The sequence below is a fragment of the Pseudoalteromonas luteoviolacea DSM 6061 genome (assembly GCF_001625655.1).
GTDB classification, from domain to species: domain Bacteria; phylum Pseudomonadota; class Gammaproteobacteria; order Enterobacterales; family Alteromonadaceae; genus Pseudoalteromonas; species Pseudoalteromonas luteoviolacea.
The window spans coordinates 150,942-171,997 of record NZ_AUYB01000158.1; the positions used below are offsets into that span (position 1 = coordinate 150,942).

Consider the following 21,056-nt stretch of genomic DNA (forward strand, 5'->3'; position numbering starts at 1 on the left):
TTTCTGCCAGAAATCGTAACGGTAAAAAATTTCACAATAAATCGCTTGAAACAATAATTCCAAATTTAAAATATATTGACTATATATTGCTCATAAATTTCATTTCTTAAATTTTTTCTTCATTTTTTTGACTTTAATCATAAATATTATATTCATTAATTCGTTTAATAATAGTGTGCAAACGCAAGGCAAAAGCCATGTAGTCCAAGTTGTGAAGGATATGGCACGACAAGGGCACAACTGCACATACACTTTTATTAACTGAGCTATTTAGGCTCTAATTCTTCAGAAAAGGAAAAAACTATGAAAACTGGCGTATTATTCTCACTTATTGCTACTGCTGCTGTTGCTCATGTGTCGGCAGACGAGCTCTCTCCTCAAGCCGGTTACGCAAGCGTTGACGAAGTGTTGGAATATGGTCGTAAGTATCAAACGATAAAATCGCATCTAACAGATGCTGGCTATCGTTTTCATAGCTGCAATCAGCAAGTAATCTATTACTTTGTAACACCGATGCAAGCTGAATACCTTTATGCTCAAGCCGAGTGTACTTATTCAACACCAAGCGGTGGCAACTTCTCTCTTCAAACAGACTACGCCACAGTAAAAATCGACGTCACGTTTAATCAAGAGCACGGCGTTTACAGAGAAGGTGATGTAACGGTTAACTACACTACGGTTTACTAAGCACTTATACACATCAAGTATATAAACCGGTTAATAGTACTTGGTTGTGTTTAGTCAGCCCGAGTTGGAGCATCCTTAGATGCTCCTTTAGTGATTTGCTTACGCAGTTTTTCATCACTTTTCAAAGATGTGGATAAACCCATCTAAATCAGGCACCAAGACTTTTGAATTACTCACAGCTGGAGACGCATAAACTCCACCATGAACAAAACCAGCTATTTTATTCGGTTGATATTGCCAAAGGATTTCGCCAGAGTCTGTGTCCACGGCTAAAAAGCCACGCTTTGTAATATACCAACCCGGCTCATCGTGACCCGTGGAACCAATATAAACATGGCCTTTATGCACAATTGGCTTTCCCCAACTCCAACCCGGCGTAGATGTTTGCCAAACTATTTCGCCAGACTGCGTGGCTATCTTGAATAACAACTTAGCATCTGAGCTTCCGATATAAAAATGCTCTTTATCTTTGTCAGCGGCAGCACTAGATTCTACCCAAGATCCCCCAGGCAATGCATTTTTCCAGACGATAGCACCATTTAACGCAGAGAAACCATACAAATAAGTATCTCTTGACCCAACCACTAAAATATCATCAACGACAACAGGGCTCGAGGGTATCGCCCCTTGTGTCTCATGTTGCCATACGACTTGTCCAGTATGCTTGTCCAGTGCGTATACAGCACCTTCCCAGCTGGTGATGTACACTAAGCCTTGGTAAGTTGTTGCTGTCGACCGGATCTTTGAACCAACTTTGAACTTCCAACGCAGCTCTCCAGTGCGTTTTACAAATGCGTAAAAATAACCATCAGCGCTGCCAACATAGATACTGGTTCTATCTGCAATCGGACTAGATTTTGTATAGTCAAACGCCCATGGCGCATGGTTGGCTGGCAATATCCGCGTATAGTCACCATCATTTAAACTTGCTTGCCACAGCAAGGCTCCTGTCCAGCGATTTAAAGCATAAAGTTGCCCATCGTCACTACTAAAGTAAACACGGTACTGATCTATCAAAGGTTTAGAGCGAACTTTATCAGCAGTCGAAAAGGACCATCGAAGCTTGGCTCTGTCGACATCAAACGCATACAACTTGCCATTGTCGCTGCCAAAATAGGCAAGGTGCCCTTTGAGTGAAATACTGCCCCAGTTTTCGCTACCAGTTTGAAAGCTATATAAATAGTCGCCGCTTTTGGCTAGTGGTTGAAATGACATAACAGCTAGGATTAGTGTTATCAGGTATAGGTAAAGCGATTTGTGTAATTTCATAGTGTGCTCCTTTTGATATTTTGAAACACACTATCGAGTGATATAAATGAAATCCTGAAATAACTCTAAAACATTCTTAAAAAATATTAAGACTATGATTTATCTAGTTTTAAAATATATTTATTCACCATTTCATTAAACTGGATGTCGTCTCTAAGCGATAAAAAGTGCGGGTCAGCCGCAACCCACATAAATGCATATTGACCAGCTAGACGTGATTGTTCTAAATAATGTAGTGCTAACTGATTGTCACCAATCGCTGTCGCATAGCGTGCCAATGACATAGGAGCAGTATAGTGCCCTACATCTGCCTTGCGCGTATCATGGAACAGCAACCAACGGTAGACTCCTTTCATACCATGTAGATCAAACAAACTTTGGACTTGAGCTAATTCTTCGTGGTTGTATCCTTCGTATCTCATCACCCAGAGTAATTCATTTACTGCTAATTCATACTCTCCCAACTGTTCATAAATGGCTCTTAAGCATACGTGATAAAAACGGTTGCTACTTGAATAAGGACGCAATTTTTCGAGCACATTTTTTGCCTCATCGAAATTTTGACTCATCATATAAACCCAAGCCACGCTCTCGCTGGAGTAACCATTAGGATCAAGAGATTGATAGTTTTGAATATGCTTCAAGGCTTGTTGTATTTTGCCCTGTGCCAATAGATATTGGCCATACATATGATGCCCTTCACTACTTGGCAGGGACCTCAAGAAGTAGGGCTGAGCACTCTCAACATCCATTGCTCCCATAAAAATGAGTTTAGCAAACAATAAGTTGGCTCCTTTGTGATCCTCATTTGAGTCTAAAATACGTTGTAGAATCACTTCGAGCTGTAATTTGTCACGGTGAAAGTTAGCGCTTTGCGGTTGTAATCGCATAAAATATGCTTTAGCCAACCAGTAAAGCGGTTCGATTAGGTCGGGCCTGTCGACAGTAACTGTCTGCAATAAGCTAATAGCCGTTTCTAGTTCCTCTGGGTGGTTACTGATAATGTAACGCGCTTGATTGTATGGCTCCACTAAATGCTCTGGAACCTCTCCCCCCACAGGCTGTCGAGGTAACTGCCAGAACAATATTAAGGCTATCAAAAGCAAGCCGAACACCGCTTTTAGCAGATAGCTATCTAGCATAGAAGGTAAAGGTTCTGAAATGGGCGGCCCCACCCAGCGATAGCCAACACCTGAAATTGTTTTTATGTACTTTGGTGATTTTGCATCATCCCCAAGGAGCTTTCTAAGCCCATTAACCGCGACATATATAGCATCTTCACTTACAACTCTTTGCCCCCAAACCTCTGAAAGAATTTGTGTTTTACTGACATCTTGGTGCTTAAATTTTAGCAGTAGCACAAGTAACGCATACTGCTTTGGGTCCAGCTCCACAACTTTAAAACCATTTTCTAGGCTCAACTGCCGATGATTAATTACCCACTGTCCTTTATTGGCGGTCTTCAGCATAATTCCTACCTGAGAATAAAAATTTGTCGTTATTTAATTTAAAATTTCTAGGGTGAAATTTCGCCATTAGCATAATGGACTTGAAGGAGCTTGTTAAGGATTTGTTTACACAAATTACAACTTGAAACATTTGGGATAGATTTCAGGGTGGCTACACTGCCACCCTATTACAACTAAATTAATAGTAGTCCGTACTTAAGTTACCAGTTTGGCTTGTTTCCAACACACTCCACTCATCGACTAATAACGTCGTGCCACCAGCATTACTGCACTTTATGCCATAAACTAAGCTTGAGCTATACGCGTCATAGCCTGTCTTTGCTCGGTGACTGAAAAAATCGCTATGGATGTTGGCCAGTTGTGATTCACCATTGAATAATTTTGGCCCGGCAGTATTGAACTCGACGATACTGCACAGTCCATCAGCTGCGTAAGTGTTAATGGCCAACTGAGGTACAACGGTAACGTCAGCATAGAACCCTGGTGTTCTGTCGCCTGGCGCTTGCCAATTCGCTGCCTCTAATACTCTTTCATAATGAATGCTAGGCGCCGAAGGGACTTTATGGTGCACAATAAAGCTGCGATTTTGGTCATGACAAGTCAATTTTAATACCTTAGATACAGTTTCAAAGCCAGCTTCTACATTTCCATATACAGCTTTATTATCAGACACTTGAAGTTGAGAAACTAAGGTAGTTCCAGCTTCATCATACAGTGCAGCTGAAGTACAGCTTGCTTGATCGCTCGTCGAAATAAATGCCGCCAAGTAATGTGCTGAGCTAGTCTGCACGCTCACTGAAGTCACAGGACCATAACTGTATTGTGTGGTTCTACCTGCGCTACTATCCGCGTCGTAAATTGGCTCTAAAGCATAAACACTGCTCGTGACAAGCGCACTTGCCGCCATGATGTGTACTAGTTTCATTACTGTCTCCTTTGAAAATACACATTTAATAAGTCTATTATTTTTACTAATTATTTTAAGCGCACTTTTCCACCAAATCACATGGTTTGGCGCTCAATAAACCCGAGAATTAAGAACTCCAAATAAACAATACTTGAGCTCACATAGCTATTTTTTACACTCTTAAGAGGCACCCAATTGAGGGCTTAATACTCACTGTGTGCATTTCAATAATGACGGTAAAAAATAATAAGTCAATTATTTTTACTTATTAAATCAAGCACTCAATTGCCTTCTCTCTAATACAGGTATAAATCTTTAATAATTGATATTTATAGATATTTTTATAATCTGTAAAAATATATCTATAAATATCAAATATGAACTGAGAGCACACTCAGTTGCAAAGCGCAAGAATTTACAAGGTTTTTGCAACAGCGGTATAGTCGAGAAAACATCAATGTTGATGAATAATTGGAAGATTTAAAACAGAGTACACTCAACATACTCTGTTTATAGACACGTTTTACTTTTCGGGCTCTATGACAAAATGTTGGCCTAATTCTATGCGCTCAAACCAAGCCGCGATAAAAGGAAAGTCAGTTAAGTTTATTCCAGCTTTTACCGCAAGCTTTGGATAGGTGTACAAGGCGATATCAGCAATAGTAGGAGCCTCACCCAATAAGTAAACTTTTTCACTGAGATGGTTATTTAAATATGTAAAAAAGTTAATTGTCTTATCGTATGTCAGTTCAAGATCACCCGGTTTGCCTATATGTTTAATACCACGGTATAAGTTAGGCCCATTTAGCACTTCACCTGCGGACAAAGATAAAAACTTTTGTACCTCTGAGCGTAATTTTGCGCCTTGTGGGTACCACTGTCCGCTCATGTCATACTTTTCTGCCAGATAGACTAAAATCGCATTTGAATCGCAATACACGTCATCGCAATCAATTAATACGGGAACTTGACCAAGCGGGTTAATCGCTAAAAACTCAGCTGATTTGTGCTCTTTGAGATGTGGATCTAACAGAATTAACTCATACTCCAGCCCAAGGATAGACAAAAAATGCCTGATTTTATGGCTGTTTCCAGAAAGTTTAAAACTATATAGCTTAATGCCTGACATACCAAAAGGATCCTTTTCCTGATTTAAAAAAATGTGCCTTTTCCCCTTTTAAAGGGGTACTCTAGTTAGTTTTTCACACTCGCCATGTTGAGTAAATTAAGTATTTTTGAAGATTCAGCCAAATGCTTAGTCACTATTGCGCTCTGCGGGTAAATCGCTTAGATACTGGACAAACTCCACTTCAAAACCATCGGGGTCAATAAAATACACATTTTTTCTATGAGGGTGTTCGCTCCCTTGTTTATCCACTTTATAACCAACTTTCGTAAGTCTTTGTACAACCGCCTCAATATTATTAACCACATAAGCAAAGTGCCCCAGTCCAACTTGGTGGCCCGATAATACTCGGTTGTCTCCTTCACCATGGTCGCTAAACGCCAAATAATGATAATCATCACCAAAGTGTAACCAATGTCTTGGCTTGCCAAACCACTCACTATGCCCCTCACTTCTCACTCTCCAATGAGGAAATGCTGCACCATAAAATAGCAGTGACTCTTGAATACTCTTTACGACTAAATTGACATGTTCTAAATACATACGCTTTCTCCTTTTAAGTTAATTGCACTTTAAAAGCTCAACCAAACTTGAGGTAAAGCATTAATTTCATTTTTAATGTATATCAAGACGAGCTGTAAAAACCTGCTGAATGAAGTCAACAAACATTTTCACCTTGGGAATGTTCAAACGATTTTTAGGATATAACGCATAAACTTCGACTTCTGGTAATTGCCAATCAGGCAGTATTTGTACCAATTGACCTGCCTCAAGCGCTTTTTGGCTCATGTAATCCGGCAATATTGCAACGCCAACCCCATCGATTACCATTTGCTTCAACACGACATAATCGTCAATACGCATTCTCGGTTGGATTTCAACTTCACACTCTTGGTGGCCATTTTTGAGTATCATGGTCTGAGCTTTTTGAATGCTGCTCATCAGTAGTACGTCTAATTCTGAAATTGCTTTGGGTGCTTCAACTACCGCGTGCTTCTTAAGATAATGCGGGCTTGCGTATAAGCGTCTTGTGATTTTTCCCAACCGCTTAGCCACCAGTCTGGAGTCTTCGAGTGCACCAATTCGAATCACCAAATCAAACCCTTCTTCAATCACATCTACACGGCGATTAAGCAAATTGAGCGACAAATTAATTTGCGGATACGTTTGCATAAACTGACTGAGCACAGGTTTTAGAATTTCGTGTCCCATACCCACAGACATGCCAACTTTCAATTCGCCCGACACAATGTTTAAAGCCTTCTCGACAGCTGCATTTGCCAATTCTACTTGGGCTTTTATCTCCTTACAGTGCGCCAAATAAGTTTGCCCAGCTTCAGTCAAATGCTGAGAACGAGTCGTTCTTTCTAACAACGTGATCCCCAAAGATGCTTCGAGCTGAGAGATTTTACGGCTCAGATTTGCCTTTGGCATATTGAGTCGCTCTGCTGCGAGTGTAAAGCTTCCAGCCTCTACTACAGCCAAAAATAACAGCATGGTATTCACATCGTTTTTTTGCATGCGTCGCCCTATTGTTGTTGTAAATGGAAAAGAAATTCTAATTTATGGGTATATATAAAACAACATGCATTTCTTACACTGAGCTCATCACATCGACACAGTAAATTATTAAGGACACAACTATGAACATACTTTCAAGAGAATCACTACAGCTTGGCGGATTTGCAGGGATCACAGAGCACAGACTTGTAACAGATAGCCGCGTATTTGCAGGACGTAAAAAGCCAGAAACCTTCGAAGGCATTGGCAATATGGTGTACTTGGCAGATGCCCGTTATTTACCAAAGGGCGAGTCAGGCATGCACCCACATAGTGAAATTGACGTGATTTCAATTGTGTTAGAAGGACGTGTTAGTCACGAAGGTTCTTTGGAGCATGGTAAAGACCTTGTCGCTGGCGACGTACAAGTACAACGTGCCGGAGGAGAGGGGTTTAGTCATAATGAAATCAACCCAGATAACCAACCCAACCGCATGTTACAAGTATGGGCATTACCTGAAGTCGCTAGAGAAGCTGCGGGCTACAAGTCCTATACGCCAAAAACCAAAGGGAAGACACGTATTTACGGTGGTAACAATACGCAAACGGATACCTTTGCAAGCCGTACCACTATGGATATAGTGCACTTAGACAACGATGAAAATATTGAGCTAGATAAAGAAACCTTAGTCTATGTGGTTTCAGGTAGTGCTCAGTTACAACATAACGGTGAGATTGTGTCCATAAAAGAAGGGGATTTATTTAGAAATAGTGGTATAAAAATAGTAGCAAGCACTCACATACAATTACTTGTGGTAGCTCACTACTAATTAGATTTAAGACAGGATTTTCAATTATGAAACACGCAGCCCCAAATACCCACGTTATTGCGTTGATAAACTATTTTACGTTGCTGCCATTGGTGTACTTTATACCCGACTTGATAGCACCTTTTATCGGCGCAAATAAACTTATTCACGTTGCCGTAGTCTTAGCGCTAATTGTACCCATCATTTCGTATTTAGTGATGCCCATCGCAGTCAAAATGCTGACAAGGAAAACCGCGTAATGACGAGTAACCAAAACCACCCACATAATGGGTGGTTCTACGAAGGTTTTAACACTTAACCTGCACAGGGTTTTGCGCAGCGCCAAATACCAAAAGTAGCTGAATTAAAATCTGATTTATTCGCGTGTGCACACTACCTAGCTTTATAAATTTTGCTTTGGTTCAAGGAATATGCACTCAAATAGCATACCAACACAAAATTTCCTTTGATCATTGGACGTAGCAACGTCCTAGCTTTTGCCATAAGTGAGGGTAACGGTCAGGGCGAATACCAGCTCCCCAATGCACAGCTCGATATTTGTAATTTTGATAAAACACCACATCACCGATTTGATAACTCACATTTGGTAACCACAAATCATGCCCTTCACATTGTGGTGGAAGTCCACTATCAATGATTATATGTTTTACGCTAATTCGGGTTTGATTGTCTGAATCTGTGACCATCAGACTTACCCTATATTGGCCATCATTACGGTATTCATGCACTGGATTAGAACGTGTTGATTGCTGGCCATCACCAAAATCCCAGAGGAAAGCGACTATTTGTTTATCATCATAACTCTGTTCAGAAAAAGTAACGCTACGCAAAGAAATGGCGTACTCAAAATCAACAACCGGTAATGACCCATTTGAGCTACCACACCCCACTCTGTGCAAATAGCGGTCGGCATCAAGCGCTTGGATGATGCCGTATCCATATTCGTGGTCCCGCCCAATGTCTCCTTTATCTGTGGCGCTAAACTGTAGGGCATCTCGCAGCTGTACATTGCTACAATCAGGGTGTTTATTCCATAGAAGTGTTGCAATACCTGCAACATGGGGACTGGCCATTGAAGTGCCACTCATCAGTTTATAACTCAAATCATTACTAGTCGACTTAACCTGTACACCAGGTGCAGCAAGCTCAACCGCTTCATTAAACTGAGAAAACCGCGCTTTTTCACCTATGCTGTCAACGGCTGCAACTGAAATAACGTTTGTGTAGGACGCAGGGTAGCTTTTTATACTCGTGCCATTGTTACCTGCAGCGGCAACATGGATCATGCCTTGCTGATAAGTTCTTTCAAACGCTAAATTTTCTGCTTGTGAATAGTGAGGCCCGCCTAAACTCATATTGGTAACGAGACCTCCTTGCGCCAAACAGTCCTCTATTGCAGCGATAATATCCGATCCATACGCGCCGCGCCCTGCATCATTGAAGACCTTGGCAATATGCAGTTGCAGGGGCGCATTTCCATGTATACCGACAACACCAATATCATTGCTGCCTAGTGCTGCAATAGTGCCCGCAACATGCGTGCCATGACCAAGACCGTCTTTACGCCAATCACCAGTTTCTAACGTACCAAAGTTGCTGGCTCCGGTCACATTGTGGGTCGGCAAATCAGGATGCCCATAACTATAACCACTGTCTATAACACATACTTTTTTGGTACTAGTTTGCGGCGGGCTAACAAGGTTAGCTTGCGTCATGACAACTCCGTATGGTGTCTCTTCAGCGTACGCAAGGCGGATTGGGTCGAGCTCAATAAACTCAATGTCAGGTTGGCTCGCGAGTTCAGTAAACTGTTGCTCAGTCAACTTAATACTCATAGCATTGATCAGCGTGAGTTTTTTTTGGATATGTAACTCCGATTGTGCCGCAATTTGTTCTAGGCGTGCCGATACAAACCTAGCAGCTCGTGCGGGATCAATTGGTGTATAAGCCGTCTGCGACCACCCGAAATCTTTAACCTTCACAATATACCGCTTGGCGTCAGGCTGAGCTAGGCTGATAAAACTAGACAGAGCTGATATGGCTAAAATTATTGGAGAAAGTCTGATTGTCATAGTGTTTATTTCCCTATTTATCACTTGGAATTACCTAGCAAGTGTTCATCAATCAATTTAATGGCGCTGAATTGAATATCTCGGCCACACAATTGGTGGCCGAGATAACTGGAATAAAAAGGTGGGCGAACCCACCCTAGGTTGGTTAGCTAATACCAAACGGCATGAACAGTTGCACAAAGAGGTCTGCAATACGAAGAGATAGAGTGTATTGCTTTCACTTCTGTGCCTCTATACCTGCTGATTGATAAGTAATGAAACCGAATTAATGACATACTCCATTGTTGACCCAAACGTCCCAGCGCCCTGAATTTTGCTCAGGGTTTTTACGGGTAGACCATTTCGCTGTGTACTTAACATTATTTAGATGGACTTGATCGTCTTTCACGTAGGTTTTATCGGCTTGCCAAGCGGGTAACCCGCCACAGGTTTGCGCGTCTTTATCAATGGAAATTTTGAGCTCTTTAGTGCTAGAAAGCAGCGCCTGATCTTGTACTGTCAAAGTTACTGCATACTCTCCCTTTTTGGCATAAGTATGGATTGGCGAAGCAGCAGACGAAGTGTGGCCATCACCGAAATCCCATACATGGCTTACAATGCCATTGTCATCCCAAGAATTGTTAATAAAGGTCACACTCAACCCATTGGCTTGTGCACTAAAATCCGCCGTAGGAGATACATTTTCAGCATAACAACGGCCTTGTTTACGCCAAATATCAGGGTATCGCGTTGGATAAGTTGCAAAGGTGTCTTGCCTAGCAACGTATTTGTAGTTTTGGAAAAATACCCTATCGCCAGTGCCATATGATTGATGAACAGAAAACATAGGTAGGCCCTCACACTCATCGGGCAGCCCACTGTCTACAATTACTTCCTGCTGACTGATACTGGCCTTACCTTGTGCATCGGTAGCCAGCAAAGTAACGTAATAACGACCGTCATTCACATAAGTGTATGTTGGGTTTTGCTCTGTCGATGTATCATTTTTAGGGTTATTGGCATCGTTAAACTGCCAATAGTGGCTAATTACAGCGCTGTCATCTGTGGACTGATCAAAAAACGATACCGTTTGTGATTCTGATGAATGACTAAAACTCGCGACAGGCTGTTGATTTAAATTGCTTTCACATCCATGTACGGTTAGGTAATCACTGGCGGCTTTAGCCTGAACGATCCCATAGCCATAGTATTGGTCACGACCCAGATTGCCACGATCCAATGCATTTAAAACCAAGGCATCGCGAATATGCGCATTAGAGCACTCACGATGATTACTCCACACCAATGCTGCAACACCAGTCACGTGCGGTGTCGCCATGGACGTTCCGCTCCACGCTGCATAGCGATTGCCGGGCAGGGTTGAATTCACTTCTACGCCCGGTGCAGCAAGTTCTACCTGCCCATGAAACTGCGAGAAGCTCGCACGATTACGGTGCTGATCAACCGCAGCAACCGAAATCACATTGTCATATGAGGCAGGGTAATGCTCCATTGAAGAACCATTATTACCCGCAGCAGCAATATGCAAAACCCCTTCAGCATAAGTGCGATTGAACACTTCATTTTCAACTACAGAAAAAGACGTTCCCCCTAAACTCATATTGATGATATCGGCCCCTGCCTCGGCACACTGTTCTACGGCATAGGCAATTTCAGATCCGTACGTCCACTGTCCTTTGTCGTCAAATACCTTAACAATGTGCAACCCTAGCCTGCCCGAAGGGTTCACCCCAACAACACCCAATCCATTACCACCGAGCGCCGCAATGGTTCCTGCAACATGCGTCCCATGTCCATGCCCATCATGGAACCAATCTCCCGTGTCGTAATCACCATGACCATCATCTCCCGTTACTCCCTGCTCAGGTAAATCAGGGTGTTCTGGTGTGTAGCCCGTATCCATCACGCACACTTTGATGTTACCAGCTTGTGCATCTGACAATTGCCTTGCTTGAACGATTTCAATCCCATACGGAATAGATTCAGATGCCAAATATCGCTTTGGGTCCAACTCAATAAAATCGGTACTTGGGCTTTTCAATAACGCGTGGTATTGACGTGCTGATAGCATTGCAGAAAATGCATTTTGATGAGGTAAAGCCCGAATGATTTGGCTGTTAACTTGGCTGGCAAAGTTGTACATGAGCTGGTTCTTAGCCTCCACGGCTTCTTCACCTTGTAATCCTTGCAGGCCAATATACTGAGATAGAACTTCATCATTCAATTTAACGATATATCGCTGTACTCGCTCTTCTGCAAACGTTGGATTAGACAACAAAGCACCTAACAACCCCAACTTTACAATCGATAGCTTACCGCATAGTCGCAATTCTTTACTCAAATATGTTTTGTACATGATGACTGTCCTTACATGCTCATAATTAAGTGATTTGTAGGCACTCAATGGACAAGTGCCACAAAACACGTCTTACTTAATCCACGTGTGAACAGCTATAAGCGCTAGGTATACCACAAGGCCGCTTTATCACAGGCTGATTAAAGGTTTGTCTTAGTATTTGATTAATAGTTCTTTAGAAATCACAAACTGAATATAATGTATACAATAAATCATTTATTGTATACGTATTTTTAACCTTTAATTAACCAACGTGATATGACTGGACGCCACGTTCTCTGTGTAGACAGGTAAGACAAAGCAAAAGCTGCCACCGTGGAATAGGTGGCGACGGTTGATAGGGTAACTTAGTTAGATTCGGGCCGTTTTTGCGCCCAATTTGCAATAATTTTATGAATAGCTTTCACTCCGTCAGTCAAAGCTGCTGGTCCAGGTTGCAGAATATCAGCCGAATTTATCTCGTAAACATCATCACTTTTAATCGCAGGGATCCGATCCCAGCCAGCGCGGCTCACAAGCTTACCCTTATTGAAACGCCTGCCACACCAAGAAGCTATAACGATGTCTGGCTGCTTATCTATGACTTCATCGGTATTGGCGATAATACGATTTTTTGCCAACGACTCACTGGCAAATTCCTTGTAGCAATCAATACCACCGGCTAGTTCAACCAGTTCACTTACCCAAGAGATCCCAGTAATAAGTGGATCAAACCACTCTTCAAAATACACGCGAGGCTTGATCTTCAATTGCGCGGCACTGAGCTGTATTTGCGCCAGTGACTGATTGAGTTCAGCAACCAGTTTTTCGCCTTTTTGGGGTTCGCCAATCAGTGCAGAGAGTGTGCGGATCATTTGCATGATCCCAGCTATACTGCGGTGGTTAAAACAGTGTACGTCCACACCTTGTTTGACTAAATCTCGCACAATATTCCCTTGAATATCAGAAAAAGCCAAGACCAGATCAGGCTTTAAATCGAGGATCTTTTCAATGCGCGCATCTACGAATGCCGATACCTTAGGTTTTTCTTTTTTTACACGCTCTGGGCGCATAGCATAAGCAGACACCCCAACAATACGCGCATCTTCTCCCATTAGATATAGTGCTTCGGTAGTCTCTTCGGTTAAACAAATGATGCGCGTGGGCCATGTTGGCGGTGAAAAGTCCACCATATCATTATGTTGTAATTGGGTTTGGTCAAGCTCACTCATTGGATTGTAACTCTAAGGTTTGATTGAAAAAATGAATAAAAAACGCAGGGCAACTATCGAAATACCAATGCATATAGGATGCAAGTACTGATGAGCGCTGATATATATTTTCTCCTTGGCGCTTATGGGGATAATATACACTTTGCGCAATTGGTTTTAAGGCGATATCTGCACTAGAGTAATGAAAGCTATGACCGCGTACAGTAAAATTTGTGTCGTTTGCTAATATTGTCGCACTTTGTTGCCCTACTGCACTTAGACGCGTATTCATTGCTGCTTTTCCTTCTAATACACCACACATATTAAAATGGGTATTTTCTGTCTCTAGCTCATCTAATAAATACAACATACCTCCACATTCGGCCAAAATTGGCTTATCTTGCGTCACAAAATGCTTAAGTGACTCAATATAAAGCATGTTTTTACTAAGCTGCTGAGCATATACCTCTGGATAACCACCCGGCAGATATAGCGCATCCCCTTCAGGTAGCCGCTTGTCATGTAATGGCGAGGTATACACTATTTGTGCGCCAGCTCGCTCAAGTAGCTTGATATTAGCGTGATACAAAAACCCAAATGCGTTATCTTTAGCAACAATAATACGCTTATTCAGCAGCGCTCCAGAGACTTCATCACCCTCTAATAATGATGATGTTGGCGCACAAAAAACGACTTCAGGGGGTAAAGTCGCAAAATCACTGCTAGTGATTTTATCAGCGACAAGGTCAAGCCGCTCTGTGATATCCGTCAATTCGCTTGGCTGCATCAGCCCCAAGTGGCGCTCAGGTAAACTGAGTGCTGTATCTCTGGTGAAGTAGTGGGTTTTAATATCTGGATCTTTGATGCTCTCTAACACTAAGTTGGCGTGATACTCCCCGGCAATTTTGTTTGCGATAACACCATAAAAACAAAGCTGCGGAGCATAATGCATCAACCCAAAAACCAAGGCACCAAAAGTCTGTGCCATCGCACTGCCATCAATCACTGTAAGTATTGGTACGCCAAATTCGAGGCTGACATCAGCACTGTTGGGACTGCCATCAAATAGCCCCATTACACCTTCAATTAAAATTAAATCTGCTTGCCCCGCTGCATCAAACAGCATTTGCTGGCACTGCGCTTTGCCCACCATCCACAAATCTAACTGATAAACAGGTCGACCAGACGCCGCTTCTAAAATCATGGGATCAATAAAATCAGGGCCAACTTTAAACACCTGCACAACTTTACCTTGCCGCGTAAAGTAACGAGCAATGGCGGCGGTGATGGTGGTTTTACCAGATCCTGAGCTAGGTGCAGTGACGAGTAAAGCTGGACACTGGCGCATGTTATTTATCATTTTGCACACGATGCCGTTGTGCTGGCGCTAAATAATGGCAGGCTGTTGCAACAAATAACGCCAATACCACATAAGCAACAGGACTTTGCACATAAGGCGTATAATACTGAGCAACACGTTCAAAATATTGGCTAAGTGACAGCTCTTCAAATTTGCCAGACAACCAGTAGTAGCTGCCATTTGAAGTTAAAAACGCCACTGAGGACGCGCCCCAAAGCATCATCAATGTTTGCGTGTATTGACGTACCCATTTTAACCCACTCATCGCTTGCGTCAGCGAAAAGCTTTTGAGTCCTGCCCACCACATCGCGTAATACCCCACGACTAAAAATGGATAAGACGGCGTAATACAATCACCAAATGCGCCTCTGGCATAGCTACTGGCCAAGTCAATCAATACACTGAGTGCAAAAAAAGCGGCAAAAGTTCGGTGCGAACTACGCAATAAACCACAGATAAAGAATATCGCTAAACTGGCACTGGGCAGGTTTAACGCTGAGGAAAAGTGATAAGGGCGGGTAGCAATCATCAACAACACAAGTAACGCAAACACACCCCATGTAAGAGCGCTAGAACCAGCCAACCTAGAAGAAGGGGAATATATTAGTTTCGACATAATTTGATCCGTTAAACAATTTCAACGGATGGGGGACCCCAAGCACCACAACAGCATTTTCAAGCAGGCATGAATAACTCGGAACTCACCGCCCACCGCAGTTTTCGAGTTATTTAGGCCGGTCTCCGGGCTCCTGATCATCGCTGTTGGTATATCCTTCCCATTTTCACAGTGGATAAACCGCTCACAGTTACCGTTGCGGGGGCAGCACCAGGTTTACACTGGTTTCCCGTTTAAATTGCGCCGTTTTACAACGCACAATCACCTAAATAAAGGTCTAGACGGCTAATTTAAATTAAAATGGGGGCACAGTACAAGCCTGACCTGTTGCTGAAGTATTGACAAAACAGACATCAAAAAGTAAATAATTAAGCTCAGGCAAATATACGATTAACGCAACTTCATTTGCCTGAATAAATGGCACTCAACAATTAAGTGCTAGTCAAGTAATGACACTTTGCAAGGGTATGTGTGCTCTCCCACAGTGAAGGTGCCCTCACCTTCCCAGCTGTTATCAACACCAAATGATGCAGTAAAAGGCGCTTCAAAACTCCCAATAGCTGGTGCAGAGAACGAAACAACGGCTTGACCTGTAACCGCCCCAACTTTTGTCACACCGCCATAACCTGTAGAATGCAGGTGACCCGACGCACGAGCAGTAAAACTTGGAGAGTGCTGCGTGCCTTCTAAAATATGGCCTTCTGCACCACCATTTAGTGTGCCAGTAGCTGGATTAACAGCTAGTTGAAGTACCATTGAGCCTGCACCCACGTTGTCTGATTTGAATTGAAGTTTTACAAGGTATAAGCTTTCGTTAGCCATTTTAAAATCCTCTTTAATCGACTAATAATCATATTTGTTTAGGCCTCACTGGGCCGTTAAAAAGCTTATGATTTGGATAAAGATTATTCTATTACAAGCTATTACTTTTGTATTACACCAAGTTCTTACTGTTTGTTTTTAAATAAATTTATAAAGTACACAACTAAAAACCTTTGAGTGTACGCATCAGTTCAAAACCCAGCTTTGTCACCTTTTGACCTTTTAGTTTATGCAGCCCAGAAATGTTGGATAAAATGATATAGCCAGATTGCGAGTCCATGTCCAGCAACATCGCAGAGCTATACCCACCGGTGCCCCCATCATGAAAATATAAAAGATCATTTTTAGATTTGCTGCCCAGCACAAACCAGCCCAAAGCCACTTTTTCTAAGCCTTTTTCAAAGGCGATTTGCTGTTGTAATTTAACCCATGGACTAGTTTGTTCAAATTGTACATGGGCATACTGGACAAGGTCTTTTACACAAGAAAGTACCGCTCCCGCCCCTTGTAAAACGCCAAGATCCCAATTGTTCGTCGGTTCCCCATTTTTGCCAATACCAATGACCAACTCACCGGCTACATCTCGCCAATTGGTAAATGAGTAACGCATATTTAAAGGTTTAAATAGCCTATTTTGGATCTGATCCGTATAACTACAGCCTTCCAATTCAGACAGCACATAGCCCAGCATCCCAGCCCCTAAATTGGAATAATGCATTTTATTTGTCTTACCTAGCTTTATGGTATGTGCTAAGTGATGTAACAAGTCATCACGCAGGTAAGCTTCATATGGGTTGTGACGACGTTTAAATAGTGCCTGCCAGAGTAACCCAGGCGGCAACCGCGGTAACCCTGACGTATGCGTAGCCAAAGACCCAAATGTGATTTGTTTATTATCTAAGATAGGAATATCAAGCTTGCTATTGATAGGCTCATCTAGCATCACTTTGCCTTCACATACCATTTGAGCAAGCACCGAGCTAGTCATTAACTTGGTCAAAGAACCAATTTCAAATACTGAACTGTGATTCTCAACAGGCTCGGCACCATGAGCACCACACCTTGTGCCATAATACTGACTATCACCTTCCACAAGCTTGGCTACCGCCAACTCCGTATTAGGTGCAAAGCTGGTAACGACTTTGTCTATGGTGCTGATTTCTTTGTCCGTGAACTGCATAGCTTCCCCTATCACTTGGATACAAAATCTATTGCAGCACACTCTGAATTAAACGACAAAATGTATAACGTAACCAAATGTTTAGAATGAAATCTTTCATTCTAAACAGACATAGCTTTGGCTATGAGGCCAATTGCTCGCGATAACTACCCGGTGACACCCCATGCCACCCAGTAAATGCGCGAATAAATGAGTTTGACTCTTGATAACCAAGCAAAAAGGCGATCTCGCCCAATGTCACGTGTGATTTAGACAAATAATGTTCGGCCAATTGAGAACGCACATGTTGGAGTACCTCATGATAGCTGGTTTGCTCATCAGAGAGTTTTCGCTGCAAAGTTCGTTTGCTCATGGAAAGCTTAGCGGCTACCACATCAATCGCGCTTTCGCCCGCAGGCAGTGATTCAACCAATACCGCACGCACCCGCTCCACAGTAGTCGCAGTACCGGAAAGATCTGCCAATTTCTTTTTGAGCCCTTCTTCAAAGTAGCCCCACATGCTTGAATTAGCGGTTAAAAATGGTCGCTCTACATCTTCATTTTGAAAGGTAATAGAGAGCTCATTACCCAACACAGGAGTGCAACCAAAAAACGCTTCGTACGCCGCCATATTTTTGGGTAGCTCAGGCAGTGTAACCTTCACTGGCACAACGTGATGACGCGTGGCCATTCTGGCGAGTTTGGTAAAAAATACCATTTCAGACAGCGCCAACACATTGGGCACAAACCCATCAAAACCATAACAATACAGCGACATTTTGGTGGTTTTGTCGTCACCGTCCAAATTCATTTTCATGGGGCCTCTGAGTGGCTTATAGAGCTGAATCCGCTTAAGCGCAGTAAGCAAATGCGGGCTACACATCGCAGCAAAGAGGGGCGCATCAAACACTTCCACAGATAAATGCTCTGCTACCAGCAAGGGGACATCTCGCCCTTCAGCAACTTGCTCAATAGCAGCCCACCACGCAAAGTATTCTTGTGGGGTCAAATAGGCTATTTCACGATTTAAGATGTCCGCTGGTAGTTTGGAATAAGCCACAACAGCTTGCACATCAATATCCATGTCTTTAAGCAAGATTTTACAGTTGGCATAAATACTAAATTTGCTGGATATTTTCATATCTTGTTACTTTTCCATTGATTGGCGAGACAATTTAAGTACCATTTTTCTTGGTAGAAATGGCGTTACCCAATTTAATAAGAACTGTAGTTTGCGCTCGTTAAAAGCCACTAGTTTACCCTGTTGCATGGCTTTGTAACCACACTCAGCCACAGAGCGCGCCGATCTGGCGTTTTTCCACACATCCACACCATCTAGATTACCCGCGGCCACAAAGCCAGTATCCACAGCACCTGGGCAAAGTGCCGTTGCCGTCACCCCAGTCCCTGAAAGCTCCTCTGCAATAGCTTGAGTATAGGAAGTCACAAAGGCTTTTGTCGCATAGTATACCGCTTGCAGTGGGCCAGGTAAAAATGAGACGGTCGACGAGACATTTAAAATACGGCCCGACTTACGCGCTACCATTCCTTTTACAAACAAGTGCGTTAAATCAGTTAAGGTTGTAATGTTAACTTGGATCATTTGCTGATCCAACGTACGCTCACGCTCATAAAAAATACCATGGCCACCAAAACCGGCATTATTGATCAGCACGTCAATTTGCAGATTTAATGCCTCTGTTTTATCAAAAATGCGCTGCGCTGAAAGTGGGTCTGACAAGTCTTCACTGATCACCGTTGCCGACACATTGTATTTAACCTCTATCTCACTCGCTAACGTCTTGAGTTTGTCTTCAGAGCGCGCTACTAATACCACATCACCGCCTTGCTGCGCATGCAGATGTGCCAGTTCCAAACCAATGCCGCCCGATGCGCCCGTTATTAGTGCCGTATTTGCCATCTGTTTTACCTTCTATAAACCCCGTTGATTGATGACACACAGTATATGCAATCAAAGCACGCCACACACTGACAGATCACGACACAAAGTATGCAAAAGGTGACAGAGAGTATCAATGAGCGCCAAAGTGGAAACCCCCATTACAATTTTTATGGGACCGATATATAGACCCAAACATAAACTCTGGCTAGCACGAAGCTGAAACCCATCTCGAGTCAAGGGAGTGCGCACAGCTTGGCTAGGTTTGAACGAGAAAGCATGGATGCTTTCTCTGGGTGAGAGCCATCAGGGATGTGTTTTCGCTGATGTATAATTTGATTCAATTTCTAAGCTGCCTGTATGGCAGTGAAGCGGAATACATAGCTAACTCGGAGCTGAAATCCTTCCATGGAGCTTGGTTACATCGGTCATCCATGACCTTATTCTAAGCGACTCACTCCTCGCGCTGCGAAACTTCGTTTCGGTCGCTCATCACCTAAGCTGCCTGTGTGGGTGAAAACCGTCTCGAGTCAAGCGAGTGCGCGCAGCTTGGCTAGGTTTGAACGAGAAAGCATGGATGCTTTCTCTGGGTGAGAGTCATCAGAGATGTGTTTACGCTGGTTTATAATTTGATTTAATTTCTAAGCTGCCTGTGTGGGTGAAAACCGCCTCGAGTCAAGCGAGTGCGCGCAGCTTGGCTAGGTTTGAACGAGAAAGCATGGATGCTTTCTCTGGGTGAGAGTCATCAGGGATGTGTTTACGCTGGTTTATAATTTGATTTAATTTCTAAGCTGCCTGTGTGGCAGTGAAGGTTAAGAGAGGTTGAGCTTAACAATAAGGCTATTTCTAAGCTGCCTGTGTGGCAGTGAAGGTTTTGGCTGGTGCGGCTGGCGTGGCTGGTGCTTTCTAAGCTGCCTGTGTGGCAGTGAAGTTGTTGACCGCATGCCATGTGGCACAGATGATTTTCTAAGCTGCCTGTGTGGCAGTGAAGTAAATGTTCTTTGCTCATAATCTGGTGAGCTCTTTCTAAGCTGCCTGTGTGGCAGTGAAGCTTTAATTGAAATTATTGAAAAGGCTAGCAATTTTCTAAGCTGCCTGTGTGGCAGTGAAGCTAAAGCTAATGCGCTCATTAATACAATTACATTTCTAAGCTGCCTGTGTGGCAGTGAAGCTCGACAAAATCATTAAGTTGTCAGTTTGTTCTTTCTAAGCTGCCTGTGTGGCAGTGAAGTCTTAACATCTCCGCCAACAATCATGCGCTGATTTCTAAGCTGCCTGTGTGGCAGTGAAGAGTCTATAGTTGTGCTCGGGCCATGTTTTAATTTTCTAAGCTGCCTGTGTGGCAGTGAAGTTTCTTTTTTCTCATGCAAATCTGGTAAGTGATTTCTAAGCTGCCTGTGTGGCAGTGAAGGTTTCTACTGTAATAGGTACGTTAGTCCCTGTTTTCTAAGCTGCCTGTGTGGCAGTGAAGCTGCTCTCTATTGTTTTTGAATTTATGATGCATTTCTAAGCTGCCTGTGTGGCAGTGAAGAAAATATCGAAATTGCCGACTTTTGCGAGGATTTTCTAAGCTGCCTGTGTGGCAGTGAAGTGCAGCTTTGGTGAGTGGTGCAGATTTGCTAATTTCTAAGCTGCCTGTGTGGCAGTGAAGAAAGAAAAGCTATTGAAATATCGTACAAAACATTTCTAAGCTGCCTGTGTGGCAGTGAAGAAAGAAAAGCTATTGAAATATCGTACAAAACATTTCTAAGCTGCCTGTGTGGCAGTGAAGGGACTATTCACATCATGGCCAC

At 42.9% G+C, this 21,056-nt stretch carries 18 protein-coding genes, 1 CRISPR repeat array and 1 riboswitch (1 of these 20 only partly in view); of the genes, 3 read left to right on the forward strand and 15 right to left on the reverse strand.

Annotated features, from left to right (window positions below; all coding sequences use genetic code 11):
- Positions 1 to 303: 303 nt before the first annotated feature.
- Positions 304 to 687, forward strand: a complete 384-nt coding sequence (locus N475_RS24820; RefSeq protein WP_063357441.1) for a hypothetical protein — start codon at positions 304 to 306, stop codon at positions 685 to 687.
- A 114-nt stretch (positions 688 to 801) separates the two neighbouring features.
- Here the strand turns inward: N475_RS24820 and N475_RS24825 are convergent, their stop codons facing one another.
- The 6 genes from N475_RS24825 to N475_RS24850 all read right to left on the reverse strand — a co-directional run bounded on the left by N475_RS24825 (position 802) and on the right by N475_RS24850 (position 6,979).
- Positions 802 to 1,956, reverse strand: a complete 1,155-nt coding sequence (locus N475_RS24825) for an outer membrane protein assembly factor BamB family protein (protein ID WP_063366133.1) — start codon at positions 1,954 to 1,956, stop codon at positions 802 to 804.
- Positions 1,957 to 2,048: 92 nt separating this feature from the next.
- Positions 2,049 to 3,425, reverse strand: coding sequence for a winged helix-turn-helix domain-containing protein (locus N475_RS24830; RefSeq protein ID WP_063366134.1), 1,377 nt, complete (start codon positions 3,423 to 3,425; stop codon positions 2,049 to 2,051).
- Positions 3,426 to 3,603: 178 nt separating this feature from the next.
- Positions 3,604 to 4,350, reverse strand: coding sequence for a hypothetical protein (locus N475_RS24835; protein WP_063357438.1), 747 nt, complete (start codon positions 4,348 to 4,350; stop codon positions 3,604 to 3,606).
- A gap of 505 nt (positions 4,351 to 4,855) precedes the next feature.
- Entirely contained in the window at positions 4,856 to 5,461 is a 606-nt protein-coding gene (locus N475_RS24840; protein ID WP_063357437.1) for a glutathione S-transferase family protein, read from the reverse strand.
- Between the two features lie 126 nt (positions 5,462 to 5,587).
- Positions 5,588 to 6,001, reverse strand: a complete 414-nt coding sequence (locus N475_RS24845; protein ID WP_063357436.1) for a VOC family protein — start codon at positions 5,999 to 6,001, stop codon at positions 5,588 to 5,590.
- A gap of 72 nt (positions 6,002 to 6,073) precedes the next feature.
- Positions 6,074 to 6,979 carry a LysR family transcriptional regulator gene (locus N475_RS24850; protein WP_063366135.1) on the reverse strand — a complete coding sequence of 302 codons (906 nt, stop codon included), beginning with the start codon at positions 6,977 to 6,979 and terminating at the stop codon, positions 6,074 to 6,076.
- A gap of 122 nt (positions 6,980 to 7,101) precedes the next feature.
- Between N475_RS24850 and N475_RS24855 the strand changes: the two genes are divergently transcribed.
- Positions 7,102 to 7,788: a pirin family protein gene (locus tag N475_RS24855; protein WP_063357434.1), complete on the forward strand. Its 687-nt coding sequence runs from the start codon at positions 7,102 to 7,104 to the stop codon at positions 7,786 to 7,788.
- Positions 7,789 to 7,814: 26 nt separating this feature from the next.
- Positions 7,815 to 8,027 carry a putative antibiotic biosynthesis monooxygenase gene (locus N475_RS24860; RefSeq protein WP_063357433.1) on the forward strand — a complete coding sequence of 71 codons (213 nt, stop codon included), beginning with the start codon at positions 7,815 to 7,817 and terminating at the stop codon, positions 8,025 to 8,027.
- A gap of 210 nt (positions 8,028 to 8,237) precedes the next feature.
- Here N475_RS24860 and N475_RS24865 read toward each other — a convergent pair whose 3' ends face one another.
- From N475_RS24865 to N475_RS24905, 9 genes are all read right to left on the reverse strand, one after another.
- Positions 8,238 to 9,860, reverse strand: coding sequence for a S8 family serine peptidase (locus N475_RS24865; protein WP_063357432.1), 1,623 nt, complete (start codon positions 9,858 to 9,860; stop codon positions 8,238 to 8,240).
- Between the two features lie 265 nt (positions 9,861 to 10,125).
- The gene (locus N475_RS24870) at positions 10,126 to 12,216 is read right to left on the reverse strand and encodes a S8 family serine peptidase (RefSeq protein ID WP_081215949.1); all 2,091 of its coding nucleotides are present in this window, start codon (positions 12,214 to 12,216) and stop codon (positions 10,126 to 10,128) included.
- Positions 12,217 to 12,563: 347 nt separating this feature from the next.
- Entirely contained in the window at positions 12,564 to 13,427 is an 864-nt protein-coding gene (locus N475_RS24875; RefSeq protein WP_227008513.1) for a cobalamin-binding protein, read from the reverse strand.
- A complete protein-coding gene (locus tag N475_RS24880) occupies positions 13,420 to 14,766 on the reverse strand; it encodes a cobyrinic acid a,c-diamide synthase CobB (RefSeq protein WP_155730908.1) in 1,347 nt (448 codons plus the stop codon). Before N475_RS24880 ends, N475_RS24875 begins: the two co-directional genes overlap by 8 nt.
- The gene (locus tag N475_RS24885; RefSeq protein WP_063357430.1) at positions 14,756 to 15,382 is read right to left on the reverse strand and encodes a hypothetical protein; all 627 of its coding nucleotides are present in this window, start codon (positions 15,380 to 15,382) and stop codon (positions 14,756 to 14,758) included. The genes N475_RS24880 and N475_RS24885 overlap by 11 nt, the downstream gene beginning before the upstream one ends.
- 99 nt (positions 15,383 to 15,481) lie before the next feature.
- A riboswitch (cobalamin riboswitch) is annotated at positions 15,482 to 15,666 on the reverse strand.
- A gap of 154 nt (positions 15,667 to 15,820) precedes the next feature.
- Positions 15,821 to 16,204, reverse strand: a complete 384-nt coding sequence (locus N475_RS24890; RefSeq protein ID WP_063357429.1) for a DUF1842 domain-containing protein — start codon at positions 16,202 to 16,204, stop codon at positions 15,821 to 15,823.
- 163 nt (positions 16,205 to 16,367) lie between these two features.
- On the reverse strand, positions 16,368 to 17,384 hold the full coding sequence (locus N475_RS24895) for a serine hydrolase domain-containing protein (protein ID WP_063357428.1): 1,017 nt from the start codon (positions 17,382 to 17,384) through the stop codon (positions 16,368 to 16,370).
- A 121-nt stretch (positions 17,385 to 17,505) separates the two neighbouring features.
- The gene (locus N475_RS24900) at positions 17,506 to 18,504 is read right to left on the reverse strand and encodes an AraC family transcriptional regulator (protein ID WP_063357427.1); all 999 of its coding nucleotides are present in this window, start codon (positions 18,502 to 18,504) and stop codon (positions 17,506 to 17,508) included.
- A gap of 6 nt (positions 18,505 to 18,510) precedes the next feature.
- Positions 18,511 to 19,284, reverse strand: a complete 774-nt coding sequence (locus tag N475_RS24905; RefSeq protein ID WP_063357426.1) for an SDR family NAD(P)-dependent oxidoreductase — start codon at positions 19,282 to 19,284, stop codon at positions 18,511 to 18,513.
- Between the two features lie 762 nt (positions 19,285 to 20,046).
- Positions 20,047 to 21,056: a CRISPR direct-repeat array (repeat unit 28 nt; unit sequence TTTCTAAGCTGCCTGTGTGGCAGTGAAG); it runs 938 nt beyond the window's last position.

Excerpts from the sequence above, each read along its gene's own strand:
- N475_RS24830 (WP_063366134.1), bottom strand. The coding sequence starts at position 3,425 with ATGCTGAAGACCGCCAATAAAGGACAGTGGGTAATTAATCATCGGCAG.
- N475_RS24890 (WP_063357429.1), bottom strand. The coding sequence starts at position 16,204 with ATGGCTAACGAAAGCTTATACCTTGTAAAACTTCAATTCAAATCAGAC.
- N475_RS24875 (WP_227008513.1), bottom strand. The coding sequence starts at position 13,427 with ATGAGTGAGCTTGACCAAACCCAATTACAACATAATGATATGGTGGAC.
- N475_RS24845 (WP_063357436.1), bottom strand. The coding sequence starts at position 6,001 with ATGTATTTAGAACATGTCAATTTAGTCGTAAAGAGTATTCAAGAGTCA.
- N475_RS24900 (WP_063357427.1), bottom strand. The coding sequence starts at position 18,504 with ATGAAAATATCCAGCAAATTTAGTATTTATGCCAACTGTAAAATCTTG.
- N475_RS24825 (WP_063366133.1), bottom strand. The coding sequence starts at position 1,956 with ATGAAATTACACAAATCGCTTTACCTATACCTGATAACACTAATCCTA.
- N475_RS24870 (WP_081215949.1), bottom strand. The coding sequence starts at position 12,216 with ATGTACAAAACATATTTGAGTAAAGAATTGCGACTATGCGGTAAGCTA.
- N475_RS24820 (WP_063357441.1), top strand. The coding sequence starts at position 304 with ATGAAAACTGGCGTATTATTCTCACTTATTGCTACTGCTGCTGTTGCT.
- N475_RS24855 (WP_063357434.1), top strand. The coding sequence starts at position 7,102 with ATGAACATACTTTCAAGAGAATCACTACAGCTTGGCGGATTTGCAGGG.
- N475_RS24865 (WP_063357432.1), bottom strand. The coding sequence starts at position 9,860 with ATGACAATCAGACTTTCTCCAATAATTTTAGCCATATCAGCTCTGTCT.
- N475_RS24885 (WP_063357430.1), bottom strand. The coding sequence starts at position 15,382 with ATGTCGAAACTAATATATTCCCCTTCTTCTAGGTTGGCTGGTTCTAGC.
- N475_RS24895 (WP_063357428.1), bottom strand. The coding sequence starts at position 17,384 with ATGCAGTTCACGGACAAAGAAATCAGCACCATAGACAAAGTCGTTACC.
- N475_RS24835 (WP_063357438.1), bottom strand. The coding sequence starts at position 4,350 with ATGAAACTAGTACACATCATGGCGGCAAGTGCGCTTGTCACGAGCAGT.
- N475_RS24880 (WP_155730908.1), bottom strand. The coding sequence starts at position 14,766 with ATGATAAATAACATGCGCCAGTGTCCAGCTTTACTCGTCACTGCACCT.
- N475_RS24850 (WP_063366135.1), bottom strand. The coding sequence starts at position 6,979 with ATGCAAAAAAACGATGTGAATACCATGCTGTTATTTTTGGCTGTAGTA.
- N475_RS24840 (WP_063357437.1), bottom strand. The coding sequence starts at position 5,461 with ATGTCAGGCATTAAGCTATATAGTTTTAAACTTTCTGGAAACAGCCAT.
- N475_RS24905 (WP_063357426.1), bottom strand. The coding sequence starts at position 19,284 with ATGGCAAATACGGCACTAATAACGGGCGCATCGGGCGGCATTGGTTTG.
- N475_RS24860 (WP_063357433.1), top strand. The coding sequence starts at position 7,815 with ATGAAACACGCAGCCCCAAATACCCACGTTATTGCGTTGATAAACTAT.